The organism is Acinetobacter sp. 1130196 (genome assembly GCF_000588095.1).
GTDB lineage: Bacteria > Pseudomonadota > Gammaproteobacteria > Pseudomonadales > Moraxellaceae > Acinetobacter > Acinetobacter nosocomialis.
On sequence record NZ_JFWX01000011.1, the window covers coordinates 1 to 18,035 of the forward strand.

Sequence of the window (18,035 nt, forward strand, 5' to 3'; positions counted from 1 at the left end):
CGTATGCGGTATTAGCATCCCTTTCGAGATGTTGTCCCCCACTAATAGGCAGATTCCTAAGCATTACTCACCCGTCCGCCGCTAGGTCCAGTAGCAAGCTACCTTTCCCCGCTCGACTTGCATGTGTTAAGCCTGCCGCCAGCGTTCAATCTGAGCCATGATCAAACTCTTCAGTTAAAATCATTTTGCACCTTATTTATAGACAAGGTGCCAATTCTGGCTCATCAATTACTGACTTAAATTTCGCTCAAATAAACTTCGAGTAATTTAAACCAATCAATCAATGAAAATTATTTCGATTAATCAATCAGTAAAAATCCACACAAGTTGTTCTTCAATTCTCTTAATGATCTTCTTCCTGGTTCGTCACCAGCAAGCTAGGTCGGCTATATTACTCTTAATCTCTTAAAAGTCAACAGGTAATTTCGATATTTTTAAAACTTATCTTTCAAACCAACTTAACATCAAATTCATCACTTAAAGCAACCAACTTAATCTCAAGTAACTGTTTTTCAACAAGTTTCTATCTGCATCACCGCCGATGGATGTGCATTATAGACCATTAACTTACCTTTGCAATACCTTTTTTAATATTAGCGCAACGATAGTTCGCTTTTTGATCAAAAATGATAAAAATATTCATTTTTTATATAAACACGGTTGTAAAAGCATCAATTTATCTAGGATTTTCTCATCTTGATTCTTCTCTTGCCATCTTAATGGACGGCAATCGATATATTCACAATATCCACCTTCTCCTTGAAGGCATTGATCATTCCAACTTAGCTGGTAACGGAAACTTCCAATATATCCAGCAGCGAATCCAAATTTGTAATCACCACGACTTTCTGCATAGAGTTCGAAAATTACTTTTCCATTTTTTTTACATTGCCAAGAAAACTCTCGAGGTAAATACATTTCACGTCCATGTGGTGTTTCAACCTTTGGATAAACCCGATGGATATGGAAATTAACATCTTCCGTAAATGTGACAGCAGGCTTTCCTAGCTCTTGAATATCTAAACGTGAAAACAGAATAATATTCCATTGATTTCTTATTTGAGAAAGTGTGATTTGTGTTGTTTCATTTAAATTAATAATCTGGCAGGTATAAAAACATAAAGATAAGAAAGGTAAATGCAAGGCCCGAGCATGTTTAAAACGTCCTAATCCATTGACTTCATATTTCTGCCCTTTATATAAAATCTCTCCTTCACAATGACACAAAACAGACCAGTAGTCAGATATTCCCCACTGTAGTGCTGAAGAATTGGAAATATCAGAAGGTGTTTGGACAACTAAGTCACAACTCATTTCAGAATCTGTTCGTCTAAGCTGAACTCTTGGAATTTGCCATTCAATAAGATCTGTTTTATCAAATTGGTAACTATTAGGAGTAAGTTGACATTGTCTTCGGATAGAATAGGTTTTTAAGTGACTTACACTGTGTAGGCTGTTACTCACCAGTACTGTTGCTGTATCAATTGCTGAAGTCACAATACTGTTTGCGTTATAGCAAAGTGGAATTCTAGGCTGCCCGATTAGACTAATATAATTAAAATAACGAAGTGGGGCCGGTAAATTTGGAAGGATTAAGCCTTGATAGACAACTTTAAAGAAGCCTCTAGCGGGTTGATAAACAACACCCTCATTTGAGTTGAGGCTCAGTTGCTGTAATTGATTTATTGGACTCATCAACTTAGGCATACTGAACCTCATCTAATTTATGTTTTGATAGTCTCGTTATTTTTTTTAGCTAAAAGTGTGGTAACAAAACCTGATAGAGCATAGATGATTGAAACAATCAGAATACCCATTGGGATATTATAAGTGATTGCTGCAAAAATCAGTACTACCGGCAACATAACTACAAAAGGAACACGTTTGCGGTCCATTTGCTTAAATGAATAATATTTAATATTGGAAATCATAAGTAAACCAACAACAACCATGATTACCGCATTAATGACCTGAATCGCAATATCACGTAAATCGAAAATAAACGGATAATCACGAGCCACCCATACAAGCGAAATAATGATAATTGCAGCTAATGGACTTGCAATACCAATAAAATAGCGTTTATCAACTCCTCCAATTTGAACATAAAACCGCGCCAAACGGAATGCTGCAAAAGCCGTATAAACAAAACAGCATGCTAAGCCGATGCGACCTAAATCATGGAGACTCCAGCTATACATTAGCATTGCTGGCGCCACACCAAATGCTAACAAATCAGATAAAGAATCATATTGCTCACCAAAAGCACTTTGAGCACCAATAGCTCGGGCAACACGACCATCTAATCCATCGAACAAAGCAGCAAGAAAAATAGCATAGATCGCTTGTGTAAATTCGCCATTCATACTTGCAATAATGGAATAGAAACCAGACAACAAAGCGGCTGTCGTGATTAAGTTAGGCCAAAGATAAATACCTCGGCGCTTCACTTTTTGTCCTTCCGGATTATCTTCTTCTTCAACCACTTCGAACGTAATCCCATCAAAAGAATGTTCATTATGAGTTAAATCTTGCTCTGGTTTAGGCGCATTTGTCATTATTTTCTATTCCAAACATGTGCATTGATTTAGATTAATTATTACTCACCCACTAACCAGCGAACAGCAGCGTGACCACCTGTTTCTTGCATACGTAAGTGAGGAAATAACCATTGTAGGGCTTGGTCTGCTTGCTCAGAAAACTGCCAAGGTGGGTTAATTACCAATAAACCACAACCATTCAGACCTACAGGTGTGTCATCTGGCCATACACAAATTTCACAAATTAATTGACGGCGAATTCCAGTTTTGAACATTTTCTTTTCAAAACGTTCAATCATTGCGCGGTCTTTGATTGGATACCAAACTGCAAAGACACCTGTTGGCCATTTCTTATAAGCGCTTTGTAAGAGCTCAACCAATTGTGGAAAGTCTTTACGTTCTAATTCGTAAGGCGGGTCAATCATAACCAGACCGCGCTTTTCTTTCGGTGGAATTACACCGAGCAGACCTTCATATGCATCACGCTCATGTAAACCTGCACGTTTATCGCGAATGTTATGACGTAATTGCTGAAAAACATCGCGCTGCATTTCAAATATAGTCGCTTTGTCGATTTCACGCATACCTTGCAAAGCAAACCAAGGAGAACCCGGATAGCTACCTTTACCTTCTTCAGTACGTAATTCTTCTACAAGTTTTAAGTATTGCTGGATTGCTTCAGGAGCTTGACGCTTTTCCATTTCAGAAAGCTGTACAAGACGATGAATACCCGTTAGGAATTCTCCTGACTTTTGTGCAGGTGCTTGAGATAGATCATATTTTCCTGCCCCTCCATGCGTATCGATATAACGATAAGGTTTATCTTTAGCATTTAAACGGTTGAGAAGCTGTAGCAAAAGCACATGCTTCATAACATCTGCAAAGTTGCCCGCATGGAAATGGTGACGGTAATTCATGTTGACTTTAATTCCTCAATTCAACGAATAGTTTAACATGAAAAAAATATTCTTTCGTAAGGTTGTGATCATCTAAAATAAGGCTGCTTGATTTTCTTACGATCGATATGAGGTTATATGCGCTCTCGACCACTTCCTGACAGTTGGAATCTGAACCAGATTTTAGATGACTTAAATGCACATGGTTTTGCAATTGTAAACCATGCTTATTCTACTGAGTATCTTGCTCAAGTTGCCACAGAGTGTAGTCATCACTTTGATGAGTTCCGTGAAGCAGGGATTCAAAATGGTGTAGTGAGTACTATTCGAAGCGATCATATTTTATGGATTAATGAGTCACTTCCTATTGCCGAACAACATGTCGAAACCCTAACTTCATTTTGCCAACATCTAAATCAAGCTTTCTTTTTAGGAATTAAAGAGGTTGAAGCGCATTTTGCCTGTTATAACGCAGGTGAATTTTATGCATTACATCGAGATAATCCTCAACAAAAAAATGATCGTATTATTTCTACTGTTTATTATTTACATCCTGAATGGCAGGATGATTGGGGAGGACAATTACGCTTGCAGGACAAAAATGATATTTGGCACATTATTACGCCAGAACCTAATCGCCTAGTTATTTTCCAAAGTAATTTGCTTCATGAAGTTTTAGTTTCTAAACAGCAGCGTTTATCAATTACAGCTTGGCTTCGTAGTGGAAACTCGATTTGGGGTTAGATAAGTGCTCTTTAAATTTCTTAAATAAACCCGATATAAGAGCTATTGATTAAAAAGGGCGAAGGCGTATGTCTATTGAAACAAAAATGATTGTGAGCAGAATTGGTGAAACAGACCAACTCTATTTAACTGAGAATACGCCCGAACTTGCTTTGGAACGTGCAGATTTACGTATGCAGCTCGTTGTATTAAGCCGTGTTCGTCAAGAGCAAATTCATTTTTTGCAAGAAGCTATTGTTTTGCTTGAGCAAGCTCGTATGGAATACGATGAAATGCCGATGCGTTTGTATTTGAATTTATCTCTTCATTTAGCTAAAGCGTATATGATTTATTTTGAGCTAAATAAAGAAAAACGCTTTGCGCTCATTGCACAGCAAATTTTAAAGCCCTTAGCTCACCATCACCATAGTGATATATACTTTTTCTTGGCTTATGCTTCGGCAGCGCAGGAAAAACCAGCTCTTACCCGACATTGGCTTACAAAATATTTATCAACTGCTCAATGTGATCTTGAGTTGGTTCATGAACATCCGGTATTTCATCCAATACGCCATGAGCCATGGTATAAAGAATTATTAAAATTCAAAACTCACTAAAGTGTGAATTTTAAAAGGCCTGTTATTTATAAACAGGCCTTTTTATTTGGTTATTTTTTTACACTATCTTCGTGTAGCTGCTCATTAAGTTCATCAATGACGACAATCCACTCATCATCTTTTTCCCAATGGCTTTTTAGGAAATCACTTTGACCTTGGGACCAAAAAGATGCTTCATGTAACTTCTGCTCAGCGGGTAACTGATGCGTTTTTATAAAATTTTCAATACTCGCGTCATCAGCATCTAAACCCAATTGCTCGAATAAAAGTTGTAATGTCGGTTGCTGTTCAAACATTGTTATTCTCCCATGGCTTCTTTTCAATAATCTAGCAACAATAGATGTTAGTTGTATATCTAGGTCTATATTTTCTTGTTGTTTTTTGTGTGTTCTTATTAAATTTCAAATATAAAAAAGCACCCTACAAGAGAGTGCTTTTCCAATTCATTTAACTAATGAATTATTTTAGCATGTCAGCAATTGCTGCACGTTCTTCTTCAAGCTCGTTTAGAGTGAAGTTGATACGCTCACGGCTGAATTCATCGATTTCTAAACCTTGAACGATTTTGTATTCACCGTTTTCAGTTGTTACAGGGAAACCGAACATAACGCCTTCAGGAATACCATAAGAACCATCAGATGGAATACCCATAGTTACCCACTTGCCGTTTGTACCAAGTGCCCAATCGCGCATATGGTCGATTGCAGCGTTAGCAGCAGAAGCAGCAGAAGACAAACCACGCGCTTCGATAATCGCAGCACCACGTTTACCAACAGTTGGAAGGAATACGTCTTTGTTCCAAGCTGGATCGTTGATCTTGTCTTTTAAGCTTTCACCATTTGCAGTAGCAAAACGGTAGTCAGCATACATTGTTGGAGAGTGGTTACCCCAAACTGTTAATTTTTCGATGTCAGCAACTGCAACACCAGCTTTTTGAGCAACTTGAGTCAATGCACGGTTGTGGTCAAGACGTAACATTGCTGTGAAGTTTTTCGCTGGAAGATCTGGAGCAGATTTCATTGCGATGTAAGCGTTTGTATTTGCAGGGTTACCTACAACTAATACTTTAACGTCACGGCTAGCAACTTCGTTTAATGCTTGACCTTGGCCAATGAAGATTTCACCGTTAACTTTTAACAAGTCAGCACGTTCCATACCAGGACCACGTGGGCGAGAACCAACTAATAATGCATAGTCAGCATCTTTAAATGCAACTTTAGGATCATCAGTCCCGATCATGCCAGCCAATAAAGGGAAAGCACAGTCATCAAGTTCCATCATTACGCCTTTAAGCGCTTGTTGTGCTTTTTCAACTGGAACTTCAAGCAATTGTAAAATAACAGGTTGATCTTTACCTAACATTTCACCGCTTGCGATACGGAATAATAAGCTGTAACCAATTTGACCTGCAGCGCCAGTCACGGCAACACGAACGGGTTGCTTCATGTAATTGTCTCCAATGAGTGTCCTTAATCGGGCTAAATAGCGATTCTACTTAACCAAATCATCATAAACGGCAAAGATTGTACTCTAAAGAAGTTGCAGATGCATGTAAAAGCGACTCATTTTCACCAAAAGTCTGATAGAAAATACAAATTAACCTTTACAAATAGATTCAATGTATGGTGAGCATTTTTCTGTGAAATGGTAGCTACTCTTAATAGCTACCTTTAATTGTAATTTCACTTGGGCAATTAGAGACTACATGATTTGAACATTGCTTATATTGGCCATTTACTGTGTAGCAAACTTTAACTTCAGTAAGTACAACATCGGAACGTGAAAGTTGGCACGAAAAACGAATGCCATTTTGTGGCAAACTCGGGTTAAGCTTTGTAAATTGTTGACGTAATGTAGATTGTTGCATTTCTACATTACTAGAACTAGTTAAATTGGCAGGGATTTTTAATCGTTCAGCGAAGTTAATAATTGTACGGAAATACTGACTGGCGTTCATAGGTACACAGCCACCAACACTCTTCCAAAGTTGCACACGAGCGTTGTTGTCTGGCATCACTCGAGCAACAACTTTAGCTTGCAAGGGCGAAAGGGTGGCAGAACTTTCAGTTGAACAGTCCGTTCTAGTTGTTTCAGGCATTAAACCCGTAATTGTGAGTGAGTACCCTTCAAGACATTTACGCTGCTTCTGTTTAGAAGGATCTAACGAACAGACAGCAGGCGTCATCTGAACATGCATGACATAACCTTGCACGTTTACAGGTTCCGCATGTAAAACAGAACTCATCAATCCAATGCTTGCACAGATGAGCCACCATGCAAGTTGCGATATTGGATGAAGTCCTAGATATCTATATTTCATTTAATTAAAACTTGGTTATGCCAATTAAAAGAATGTTCCATCATTCATCATCTAAAATTAAGGTGATGATCGCATTGGAATGACTTTCATACGCTGTATTAGCGACTGAGCGCCTTGCCCCAACACCACTCCATAATGGGTCGCATTTGTCATGACATGCTTGACATAATCTCTAGTCTCAAGCAATGGAATGGTTTCTGTATATTGATCAGCTTCAATCGGTTGGTAATCGGGTTGCCAACGTCTTGCACGATTTGGGCCAGCATTATAGCCTGCTGTCGCTAAAACAGGGTTATTGCTTAACTGCCCTTGAATCATTGATAAATAAAATGTTCCATAACGAATATTGGTATTCATTTCACTTAACGCCGCCGGATTATATGTCTCCCCCATCTGACGAGCAATCAACTTTGCTGTATCAGGCATAATTTGCATAAGGCCACCAGCTCCTACATGAGAACGTGCCGAGGTAACAAACCGACTTTCTTGACGCATTAAACCATAAGCCCACGCAGGATCAATTCCAGCATTGTAACTATGACTTACGACATTAGTCTTATGCGGAGTCACATAACGATACATATCATTATGTTTATTCGTTGTACGATCTGCTGCGTAAATTGCACGATCATACCATCCCATATCGTGAGCACGTTTTGCCGCAGCCAATAATAATCCATCGTCATGCTGAAGATATGCTTGACGGACTGCCCAGTTCCATTCACGGTTGGTATACGTTGGATTTGCGTTAATACGTCTTAAAGTAAATGCACGATTAAAGTGAATATTTTGATCTAGACGGCGTAAATCGCTTGCAGTCGGCTCGTCGTTATATGGCTGATGGTTATAACGTACACCTAGGCGGTCTTTTGCAAGAAGATTGTGATAATCATCCCCACTTTCAGCTAATTTTTTATAAATACGCTGTGCCGTGTTTTTAGAGTTACTATCGCCACGTTGTTCTGTCGCACGGGCTAACCAATATTGCCAGCGATCTTCTTGTTTCTGGGAAACTGACATGCTATCAATCGCACGAATTAAGCTTTCCCATGCGCTAAAGCGAATAGCTTGTCGTGCATAAATTTCAGCTTCTTCAGGACTTAGCGGATAACCATAGCTAGCATCAAAATATTGAAGTACTTCACGGTTAAAGTTATTTTTCATCACCGTAGTGCCACCGATATAAGCCACGGTTCGATAAAGATACTTTTGCACGCTCTCTGGAGTACCTTGCGCTACACGCTGTACATTTGCAAAAGCATTACCTAAATCATTATTCGCTAAACGACCTAATGCGAAAATCAAATAGGCATAATCTACATCGTTGGTCTTTGGAGCGGTCCATAAATAATTAAGAGGATTCGCCTGAATCTGGTTGAGCTGAGCCAAAGAAAGATTCATTCCAAGACTTTGAGCAGTTGCAAGAGCTTGTCCTGATAAGCCTGAACGTAGCTGTACCCACAGACGCTGTTGCTTATCTTGGGTACTCATTAATGGACTGGTAAGCATCATACGGCCTAGCCCAACACAAGAGTCTGGTTGTGACTCAGTGGCTAACCAAACATCTTTATATTCTGCAAATACCAATGCATCACCACTTTTAGCTCGTACCTGTGCCAAAGCACAATTTTCGGCTGGGTCAGGGTTAGAGACATAAGGTAACAATGGCTGTGCAGATACAAAATCAGCTTGTTTAACTTTTTCTTCAACATAATCCGCTGCAAGCTTCTCTGCCATAGCAGATTGTGGATAGCGCTGCGCAAAACTTACAATTGAAGTTGGAGATTGAAATCCTAAATTACTGTTTAACTTCCAGTATTCAGGATAATAGCCCAGCACATCATTTTGCATTGCAGCCTGATATTGATCTAATAAAGCAGTATTACCACTATTGGCGGCATTTAATGCATCGTTAAATTGTTCTTCTGCGGCATAAGACAATGAACAACCAAGTAAACACACAGCTCCTAACCAGCTACGATGTGCATATTTATTTTTCATCACACGACTCTTGTTTGATGAGCTCTTTTTACCTGGTCTCATAAATGTGCTAAACCCTGACTATCCACCTTTAGGCATAGTTTAATTATTCTTCGTACATTCTTTTGTTGTGTTATGTAACTATCTGATTCGACATCATTAAAATTTATGTCATTTGTCTTCATAAATCATGTGCAGCTTATGGCAGTTTATTGTTATCTGTCTGGCTCAAATACTGCTATAATGATCGGTTTGACCCGTTTTGGGTCATTTTATTATTTATCTAGATCGATCTGTTAGGAGCCTACATGACGGTTCAAACCTTCATTCCCAATGGTGCCAAAGCTGCCTCAGAAAACACTGTTACCCAGCCAACGCACACCACTGATGTTTCAATAAAGAAATTATATATTGAAACTCAAGGGTGTCAGATGAATGAGTATGACAGTCACCGTATGGCAGACCTTTTAGGGGATTCTCACGGTTATGTTTTAACAACTAACCCTAATGAAGCAGATATTCTGCTCATGAATACATGTTCTATCCGTGAAAAAGCACAAGAGAAAGTATTTAGTGAATTAGGCCGCTGGCGCAAACTAAAAGAACAAAATCCTGATCTTGTGATTGGTGTAGGTGGTTGTGTTGCATCTCAAGAAGGTGACAACATTCAAAAACGTGCGCCATATGTCGACATGATTTTTGGCCCACAAACTTTACACCGTTTACCACAAATGCTTGACCAACATCATGCACAAGTGGAAAAGCCGAAAAAAGAAAAAATTAAGCTCGTTGATATTTCATTCCCGGATATTGAAAAGTTCGACTTCTTACCTGAACCGCGCGTAGAAGGTTTCAAAGCATTCGTTTCTATTATGGAAGGTTGCTCTAAATACTGCTCTTTCTGTGTGGTTCCATATACTCGTGGCGAAGAGGTTTCTCGTCCACTTGATGATGTGCTTGCAGAAATCGCGGGTCTTGCTGAAAAAGGCGTTCGTGAAATTAGCTTACTTGGTCAAAATGTAAACGGATATCGTGGTGAAACATTCGAAGGTGGTATTTGTACCTTCCCTGAATTGTTACGACTCGTTGCAGAAATTCCTGGAATTGGCCGTTTACGTTATACAACTTCACATCCACTTGAGTTCTCCGATGAACTTATTCAGTGTTATGAAGATTTACCTCAAATGGTTTCACACTTACATTTGCCTGTACAAAGTGGATCAAATGATGTACTTAAAGCAATGAAGCGAAATCACACTATTGATGTATACATCGACAAGATTGCTAAGTTACGTAAAATACGTCCGGATATGCATTTATCGAGCGATTTTATTATTGGTTTCCCAGGCGAAACTGACGAAAACTTTGCAGAAACATTGCAATTTATCAAAGATTTAGACTTCGATCACTCATATAGCTTTGTTTACTCAAAACGCCCGGGTACACCAGCATCTGACTTACCAGATACAACTCCTGAACATGTTAAAAAAGAACGTTTAGCACAAGTTCAACAAGTCATTAAGCAATCAAGTATTGAGAAAACTGATGCAATGCTTGGCAAAATTGAACGTGTAATTATCGAGAAAGTGTCTGATCAAGACCCTAATATTTTAGTAGGTACAGCAGACAATACTCGCTTAGTAACTTTTGTAGGTGATGCTTCTTGGGTTGGCCGTTTTGCCGAGATCGAGATTACTGAAATTAAAACTTTAAATTTAGTTTACGGTGAACTCTTGAATCTTGAGCCTGACGTGGCGTAATGTAGAGGTATTCTAAAGTCTACTGAAAGGTTTTCTCTTGACTGCAGCGATTCGACGTACCGTAACATTTCCTGAAATTTCAATGGAACGTTTAAAGAGCATCTTGGGTGCCTATAATGGGCACCTTAAGCAAATCGAACAGCGTTTAGATGTCAAAATTACTCATCGTGGAGATGTTTTTCACATAGATGGTGAGATAGATGCTGTTGGGAGAGCCGAAGCATTATTGCAACGACTCTACGAAGAAACTGAAGAGTCTCAGCAAATCAGTGCTGATCTATTACATCTCTTGATTCAATCTTCACAAACTGAACGTAATTTCGAGTTAGTTGGTGAAGAGATGGAAGAGCATGATGCGCCAATGGATGTCTATTTCCAGACTCGAAAAGGTCGCATTAATCCACGTGGTGCCAATCAAAAACGCTATGTACAACGTATTTTACAAAGCGATATTTCTTTTGGTGTAGGCCCTGCTGGTACAGGTAAGACTTATTTAGCAGTTGCCGCCGCAGTCGACATGTTAGAGCGTAATGAAATCCAGCGGATTTTACTTGTTCGCCCTGCGGTAGAAGCAGGAGAAAAGCTCGGTTTCTTACCGGGTGATCTCACCCAGAAAATTGATCCATACCTACGTCCTCTTTACGATGCCCTTTACGAAATGCTTGGCTTTGAAAAAGTTGCCAAGTTAATCGAGCGTCAAGTGATTGAAGTGGCGCCTCTTGCTTATATGCGTGGCCGTACACTTAACCATTCATTTGTAATTTTGGATGAAGCGCAAAACACTACGCCTGAACAAATGAAAATGTTCTTGACCCGTTTAGGTTTTGGCTCTCGTGCAGTGATTACAGGTGACATTACCCAAGTAGATTTACCTCGAGGCCAACAATCCGGTTTGGCACACGCCCTTCGTGTACTTGAGAATATTAAAGAAATTCATATTACCCGTTTCCATTCTCGCGACGTTGTACGTCATCAACTTGTTCAAAAAATTGTTGAAGCGTATGAAGGTTGGGATGGTGAACAACAGCGTCTTAATGCTGAAGCACGCGCTGAACGTAAAGCACGCCAAGAAGCATTAGTCGCTGAAAACGATACAGCAGCAGACCTGCAACATCAGGATGCCTAAGGATTCACTTTGAAAATCAGTTTAAGTTTACAACAAGACTTTCAATCCCCTGAGTTAGAGCTCAAACGAGCTCAACTCAAAAAAATTATTGAGACAACTTTACGCCACGTTGGCTACAAAGAAGACTGTGAAATTGGTGTTGCCTGTGTTGATCTGGAAGAAAGCCATCAACTTAACTTGCAATATCGTGAGAAAGATAAACCCACCAATGTTCTCTCGTTTCCAAGCGACATTCCCGAAGAAGTCCTACCAATGCTTGATGCATTACCACTAGGTGATTTGGTGATTTGTATTCCACTGGTACTACAAGAAGCTCTGGAACAAAAGAAAACTGCCCAAAATCATTTTGCACATCTTTTAGTACATGGTGTTCTGCACTTACTCGGCTATGACCATGAAATAAGTGATGAAGATGCAGAAGAAATGGAAGGTTTAGAGATCGAAATTTTAGCTAAACTCAATATTGCTAATCCTTATCAGGAATAACCAATTTCTCTCAAACTATTAAGAACGCAAATAGCTTCTTAATTCATTTTAAAATGTGGATATCCTAAAAGTTATCCACATTTTTTCATTAATGAACTTCAAACTCGGCTTCAGCTGGATCAAAACGCCAAGTACGTACAATACGTAGCTCGGAAATATCCTTCATATTTGTATCAAAACGACCAAACGGTGCTCCACGACGTACTGATGCCTTTGCTGCCTCATCTAAAACTGGATGTCCTGAACTTTCAAGTAAACGAATTGCACGAATTCCCCCTTGAGCATTTAAAATTACCATAAGGCGGACTTCACCTTTTAGCTGTTGCTGCTTGGCTTCTTCTGGATAATAGCGGTTACCGTAAAGCTCTACTTTTTCACGGAATTTATCTAGATAAGCTGCTGAGGCATCTTTCTTGGCTTGAATACCATCTACTGTTTTTATTTTTTGTTGGCGGCTGAAATCTTGCTGACGTTGCAAATATTGAGCTTCAAGGCTCGCGACCATTGCGGCTTTTGCTTGAAATTGGCTCTGTAACTGTTCAAGTGCTTTTTTCCTTTGGCTCTCCTCTGCTTGTTTCTGCCAACTCAACACAGTCATTAATACTTTTTCTTCAAATTTAAGTTCTCTTTGTTGCCGCACTTTTTCCAAAGTGTCTAACTGAGCTTCGCCAGTTGAAGCATCAGTCGGCATAGGCGTCGGAGAATTACTGGACATTCGATGAGCCGCTCGAAAAGTTCCCGAACCCTGCTGGTCTGCTTGAGCTAAAAAGTCTGCATGCTTAACGATCTCTCCTGTAGGACGAACCGATATCGCAATTTCTTTAGTCGATTGTTCTGATGGTGCAGGCATCGCAAAATGGATGAGCAGCACAAAAGTATGCAATAAGATTGCGAGTATTATCGCGACAATAAAGACTCGGTCTTGCCACCAATAATGAAAAGGCTCTATAGAAAGACTTCTTTTTTTCAACATAATCTTAAAAGCATATAAATGCCTTTTCCCCAGAGTATTAATAACCGAACAAAATACAAACTGATATTCAAATATGGATAAAAGTGTGATTCACTTCAAATATAGGTTTTTATCCATTTTCATTTTGTGAAAATGTATCAATTAAATTTGTTACACTGCAATATCAAAACCTGTTTTTAACATAATAAAGAGTGTGTTGTTTCTTTAATAATTCATCTTCTGGAAGTTCTTTTATGCAAACGCTATTTTCCTCATTAGTCAAACGTCTTCATAAAGTCTACCGAAAAGCTGAAGCCTTCATTGAGGAAGAAAGAGATTTTACATTGTCGCAAACTTTTCTAAATGCGACCTTAGAACGTTACGTGACTAATAATGTCGAGTTTTTAGATGATCTACATGCAGACCTTTATCATGACTGGTTAAGGCTATATGCCACAATGCATGTTAAAGGTTTAGAGACAACTTTATCTGTCGACTTAAAATTGATACAGATGGAATTCAACAAAGAACAGCAACTTATTGTATTTGAACAAATTAGTAATACACAAATTGTAGAAGCTAAATATAAAAATTTCTGGCAAAAGATTGCTGTAAAAGCTGCTATTTTTTACTATCACAAAATTCTAAAAAAAGATCCATTGGGCATGATTTTAGAGCGTTTTAACGTAGCCCAAGAAAAAGATGACCTTATCTTTCTAGACCTAAATCGTTGGTTCGGTAAAAAAGCCAGCATTATTGAAACTTTAGGAAAGGTACATATCAACTATGCTCGAGTACGTGAAGCAGAATTAGTCGTCTTTGGTAACGTCAATCTTGCCGCGTTACTTTTCCGAGACCAAGAAGATGATTTTGAAGATGATCTTGAAGACACTGAAATTACGCCAATACAGCAAAAAGATGCATAACAACTGTATGAGCTAAAGAAATTCATTGTTAAAAAACACAAAGAGATTACATATTTAGCATAAATCCTGATTTTTTCTCCATGATCAACAGGCATAATATGCAAAAGTCATAGATGCATCAGCACTGACCTTTCAGTCTGTACAAGGATATTTACTTATGGCAACAAAATTTCTGAAATCATTCAGCATCGCAACTGGTATTTCGACAACTTTGCTTATTGCAAGTTTCTCTAGCCATGCACTTGCCATGAGCCCATTTCAGGCAAATTATCAGTTTACCTATAATAATAAAGGCATGGGTTCAGCAACACGCGCACTTAGTCAACAAGGCAATAACTGGACTTATCTATTCACTGCAAAAGCAGGCGGAATTGCTTCTGCGAGCGAAACAAGTAAATTTAGTTTTGCAAATGGCAAAATCGGATCACAAAGCTTTAGCCGTACCAGTAAAATTTTAATTCATAACAATACTATGAATATTAATTTTAACCCTGGCAATAAGACAATTAGCACCAAGAAAGATGATAAAGCACGAACATTTGCTTGGCAGCCTGGCGTACTTGACGAGCTAAATGCTGAATTGCAAGTGCGTGAAGATTTAAAAAATGGTTCACTTAAGTCTTCGTATCCTCTTGCCGATGCAAAAGAAGTTGAAAACCGCCGTTTTGTAAAACAAGGCAGCGAAAAAATTAAAACTTCTTATGGCACTTTTGATACTGTAAAAGTTGTCTTAGAACATGGCCGACCAGATCGTAGTACGATTTTTTGGCTAGCGCCTAAATTAGACTACTTACCGGTTAAGGTAAGTCATATTGATGGCAAAACATCTTATGGTTTGTTATTAACAAGTTATAGCGGTAAAACGAATTAAAGCTTGCATTTTTTCGGATGCTTTTTAAAATACGCATTTGCTTTAAAAGCATCCGTCTAGAGGATTCTCCCGTGCACGCACTAGAACAGAAAATCTTAACAGAAGGTATCGTTCTATCTGATCAAGTGTTGAAAGTCGACGCTTTCTTAAATCACCAAATTGACCCTGTCCTCATGCAGCAGATTGGTAAAGAATTTGCCGCTCGCTTCAAAGATGCAGGGATTACCAAGATTATTACCATTGAAGCTTCAGGTATTGCGCCAGCAATCATGGCAGGTTTAGAACTTGGTGTACCTGTGATTTTTGCTCGTAAATATCAATCGCTGACTTTGAAAGACGATTTATATCGCGCCAAAGTGTTTAGTTTTACTAAACAAACAGAAAGTACTATTGCTATTTCAAATAAACACATCAACTCAAGCGATAAAGCTTTAGTAATTGATGACTTTTTGGCAAATGGTCAAGCTGCACTTGGTTTGATTGACTTAATTCACCAAGCAAACGCAGAGGTTGTAGGTGTTGGTATTGTGATTGAGAAATCATTCCAACCTGGCCGTGATTTATTGCTTGAGAAAGGTTACCGCGTTGAATCATTAGCACGTGTTAAATCACTTACTGATGGCACAGTAACTTTTGTTAAAGAATAAAATTGTTTCAATAAAAAAAGAGCGGACTTTCGCTCTTTTTTTATTTTTATAAAACTATAGGCAAAGCTTTTTTACCACTTCACCTAAACGTCTACCTTGTGCTTCACATAAAAGCTTTTCATCTTGGCTTAAACTTTGGTCATGTCTAGGACCACTCACATGGCTTGCACCATAAGGAGTTCCGCCAGTTTTCGTATTCGACAACGCAGGAATAGAATTTGGCAAACCTAAAATCATCATGCCGTGATGAAATAATGGAGGTAACATCGTCAACAAAGTACTTTCTTGTCCACCATGCATTGAACCAGAAGAAGTAAAAACGCATGCTGGTTTATCATGCAAAGCACCATTTAACCAAAGACTTGTGGTCTGATCCCAAAAATACTTCATTTCGCTCGCCATATTACCAAAGCGGGTTGGAGACCCTAGAGCCAAGCCTGCACAATTGGCTAAATCCTCTAAAGTACAATAAATATCGCCTTCTTCGGGAATGCTCGGTTCAGCCTCAGTTACAACTGTTGCAATATTGGGTACTGTTCGTATTTTTACACTGATACCTGCAGATTCAACACCATTCGCAATAAGATGCGCCATTTCTTTAGTAGAACCATATTTACTGTAATAAAGCACAAGAATGTAAGGTTGCATCGGTTTCATGAATTTTGTTAAAAAGAACACTATACGGTATTTTTTATTTTTTTGGCTTAGCCAATTTTATGAAATTTTAAAGGTGATTGATTTTTAAAGGCAACCGTAACAAATATTTGTAAAAGCTTTTTACTACCTTTTGTTACCATTATACATAGGGAACTTTCAGAATACTTTTTTATTCTTTAGGTTAAAGTTTTCCTCACACCAACCATAGTGTTCTCAACCGAATACACCGGTGAATATCAATCACCCACATCATGATTAAAAAAATCGGGATAGATGACGCATGTTAGAACGTTTTTTGAAGAGACTTCCTTTTTATAACAAGACCTGGTTTCAATTTATTTTATTCGTAATTAAGCGTTTCGAAGCTGATCGTTGCCGGGAACAGGCAGGCTCTCTCACCTACACAACTCTTTTTGCCGTTGTGCCGATGCTAACGGTATTTTTGGTTATTATTTCTTCAATTAAAGCGTTAGAACCAGCCAGACAACAGTTACAGCACTTAATTTATAGTAATTTTTTACCTAAAAGCACAATTGCATTTGATAAAGCACTTAATGCTTTTACTGAAAAATCTAGCAATTTAACTGTGATTGGCGTGTTATTTCTATTTGTCACCACAGTTTTAATGCTGACCACAATTGAAACTGTTTTTAATCGTATATGGCGAGTAAAAGAAACCCGTAGCGGCATTGTTGGCTTTATGCGTTATTGGACCATTATCTCACTTGGTCCGATTATTTTAGGCAGTGCATTTGTTATTTCATCAACTGTTGCATCTATGAACTTATTGAGTAATAACTTCACGGGCTATCAACTTGATGGTGCATTCTTGCTCTGGCTTATTTCTTTTGTTCTTACTGTTCTAGGTTTTTTCATTTTATATTGGACTATTCCCAACCGCACAGTCCCTCTATTTTCAGCAGCAATTGCCGCCTGTTTAAGTGCTGTACTGTTTGAAATACTCAAAAATTTATTTAGCTTTGTGATGTCAAACTTTACCAGTTATGAAATCATATATGGCGCATTTGCAGCAGTACCTATTTTCCTATTATGGGTCTTCTTATCTTGGAATATTGTGTTGCTCGGTGTCGAGGTGAGTTTTGCGCTTACTGCTTTTCACTCGGGTAAAGAACAAAAAAGACATCCCGTACTCATGCTACTTGATATTTTAGAATTATTTTATAAAAAGCAAAAACTTGGTGAAAGTGTAAGTGATAAAGAAGCATTGGCAATTTTAGGCCGTGGTGAGATTGGCCGTTGGCCCGCTTATGTGGTTTTACTCGAAGAGCAAAATTTAGTGAAACGTACAGATAAAGATGAATATGTTTTAGTGCGTAATTTATCTCAAGTCGATTTTTGGAGCTTCTTTACTGCATTGCCTTATCCACTTCCTTTACGTCCGGATGTATTAAATGTACATGATGATGATGAATGGATGGAAAGAATTGGCCCTGCTTTAGTAGAATCAAATGACTATTTAGCTGCGAAACTCTCAATTCCACTTTCAACAATTTTTGAAGAGAAATAATATTTA

Annotated in this window: 17 protein-coding genes, 1 rRNA gene and 1 pseudogene; 9 read left to right on the plus strand and 10 right to left on the minus strand. The window is 38.5% G+C overall.

Features of this window, described 5'->3' with window-relative positions:
* The 4 genes and pseudogenes from J671_RS0104410 to J671_RS11550 form a co-directional block, all read right to left on the minus strand.
* Nucleotides 1–177 (minus strand): 16S ribosomal RNA (locus tag J671_RS0104410); the annotation flags it as partial.
* Between the two features lie 443 nt (nt 178–620).
* Nucleotides 621–1,707 (minus strand): annotated as a pseudogene (locus tag J671_RS11540) (DUF6670 family protein).
* A gap of 17 nt (nt 1,708–1,724) precedes the next feature.
* Nucleotides 1,725–2,558, minus strand: a complete 834-nt coding sequence (gene pssA / locus J671_RS11545; RefSeq protein ID WP_031982321.1) for a CDP-diacylglycerol--serine O-phosphatidyltransferase — start codon at nt 2,556–2,558, stop codon at nt 1,725–1,727.
* Between the two features lie 41 nt (nt 2,559–2,599).
* Nucleotides 2,600–3,457, minus strand: a complete 858-nt coding sequence (locus J671_RS11550) for a 23S rRNA (adenine(2030)-N(6))-methyltransferase RlmJ (protein ID WP_004711861.1) — start codon at nt 3,455–3,457, stop codon at nt 2,600–2,602.
* A gap of 117 nt (nt 3,458–3,574) precedes the next feature.
* On the opposite strand from J671_RS11550, the gene J671_RS11555 reads away from it, so the two are divergent.
* A complete protein-coding gene (locus tag J671_RS11555; RefSeq protein WP_002050740.1) occupies nt 3,575–4,180 on the plus strand; it encodes a 2OG-Fe(II) oxygenase in 606 nt (201 codons plus the stop codon).
* Between the two features lie 68 nt (nt 4,181–4,248).
* On the plus strand, nt 4,249–4,776 hold the full coding sequence (locus tag J671_RS11560) for a hypothetical protein (protein WP_002050748.1): 528 nt from the start codon (nt 4,249–4,251) through the stop codon (nt 4,774–4,776).
* 50 nt (nt 4,777–4,826) lie between these two features.
* On the opposite strand, the gene J671_RS11565 is transcribed toward J671_RS11560, so the two are convergent.
* From J671_RS11565 to J671_RS11580, 4 genes are all read right to left on the minus strand, one after another.
* The gene (locus J671_RS11565) at nt 4,827–5,072 is read right to left on the minus strand and encodes a DUF2789 family protein (protein ID WP_004711858.1); all 246 of its coding nucleotides are present in this window, start codon (nt 5,070–5,072) and stop codon (nt 4,827–4,829) included.
* A gap of 163 nt (nt 5,073–5,235) precedes the next feature.
* The gene (locus J671_RS11570) at nt 5,236–6,222 is read right to left on the minus strand and encodes a malate dehydrogenase (RefSeq protein WP_002050778.1); all 987 of its coding nucleotides are present in this window, start codon (nt 6,220–6,222) and stop codon (nt 5,236–5,238) included.
* 211 nt (nt 6,223–6,433) lie between these two features.
* Entirely contained in the window at nt 6,434–7,096 is a 663-nt protein-coding gene (locus tag J671_RS11575) for a hypothetical protein (protein ID WP_004711857.1), read from the minus strand.
* A 57-nt stretch (nt 7,097–7,153) separates the two neighbouring features.
* On the minus strand, nt 7,154–9,097 hold the full coding sequence (locus J671_RS11580; RefSeq protein WP_031982322.1) for a lytic transglycosylase domain-containing protein: 1,944 nt from the start codon (nt 9,095–9,097) through the stop codon (nt 7,154–7,156).
* 287 nt (nt 9,098–9,384) lie between these two features.
* Here J671_RS11580 and miaB point away from each other — a divergent pair, with 287 nt between their 5' ends.
* Genes miaB through ybeY form a run of 3 tightly spaced genes read left to right on the plus strand, consistent with a single transcriptional unit; the run spans nt 9,385 to nt 12,448 of the window.
* The gene (miaB, locus tag J671_RS11585; protein ID WP_031982323.1) at nt 9,385–10,836 is read left to right on the plus strand and encodes a tRNA (N6-isopentenyl adenosine(37)-C2)-methylthiotransferase MiaB; all 1,452 of its coding nucleotides are present in this window, start codon (nt 9,385–9,387) and stop codon (nt 10,834–10,836) included.
* Between the two features lie 37 nt (nt 10,837–10,873).
* A complete protein-coding gene (locus tag J671_RS11590; protein WP_002050786.1) occupies nt 10,874–11,962 on the plus strand; it encodes a PhoH family protein in 1,089 nt (362 codons plus the stop codon).
* 9 nt (nt 11,963–11,971) lie between these two features.
* Entirely contained in the window at nt 11,972–12,448 is a 477-nt protein-coding gene (ybeY, locus tag J671_RS11595) for an rRNA maturation RNase YbeY (RefSeq protein ID WP_031982325.1), read from the plus strand.
* Between the two features lie 88 nt (nt 12,449–12,536).
* Here ybeY and J671_RS11600 read toward each other — a convergent pair whose 3' ends face one another.
* Complete coding sequence (locus J671_RS11600) at nt 12,537–13,421, minus strand: energy transducer TonB (protein WP_031982326.1); 885 nt, start codon at nt 13,419–13,421, stop codon at nt 12,537–12,539.
* Nucleotides 13,422–13,654: 233 nt separating this feature from the next.
* On the opposite strand from J671_RS11600, the gene J671_RS11605 reads away from it, so the two are divergent.
* The 3 genes from J671_RS11605 (at nt 13,655) to J671_RS11615 (ending at nt 15,844) form a co-directional block, all read left to right on the plus strand.
* Nucleotides 13,655–14,326 carry a hypothetical protein gene (locus tag J671_RS11605; RefSeq protein ID WP_022576134.1) on the plus strand — a complete coding sequence of 224 codons (672 nt, stop codon included), beginning with the start codon at nt 13,655–13,657 and terminating at the stop codon, nt 14,324–14,326.
* A 157-nt stretch (nt 14,327–14,483) separates the two neighbouring features.
* Complete coding sequence (locus tag J671_RS11610; RefSeq protein ID WP_002050776.1) at nt 14,484–15,197, plus strand: DUF3108 domain-containing protein; 714 nt, start codon at nt 14,484–14,486, stop codon at nt 15,195–15,197.
* 71 nt (nt 15,198–15,268) lie between these two features.
* Nucleotides 15,269–15,844 carry a xanthine phosphoribosyltransferase gene (locus J671_RS11615; protein WP_002050789.1) on the plus strand — a complete coding sequence of 192 codons (576 nt, stop codon included), beginning with the start codon at nt 15,269–15,271 and terminating at the stop codon, nt 15,842–15,844.
* Nucleotides 15,845–15,898: 54 nt separating this feature from the next.
* On the opposite strand, the gene wrbA is transcribed toward J671_RS11615, so the two are convergent.
* On the minus strand, nt 15,899–16,501 hold the full coding sequence (gene wrbA, locus J671_RS11620; protein WP_185126866.1) for an NAD(P)H:quinone oxidoreductase: 603 nt from the start codon (nt 16,499–16,501) through the stop codon (nt 15,899–15,901).
* Between the two features lie 280 nt (nt 16,502–16,781).
* Here wrbA and J671_RS11625 point away from each other — a divergent pair, with 280 nt between their 5' ends.
* Complete coding sequence (locus tag J671_RS11625) at nt 16,782–18,029, plus strand: YihY family inner membrane protein (protein ID WP_002050751.1); 1,248 nt, start codon at nt 16,782–16,784, stop codon at nt 18,027–18,029.
* Nucleotides 18,030–18,035: the final 6 nt, after the last annotated feature.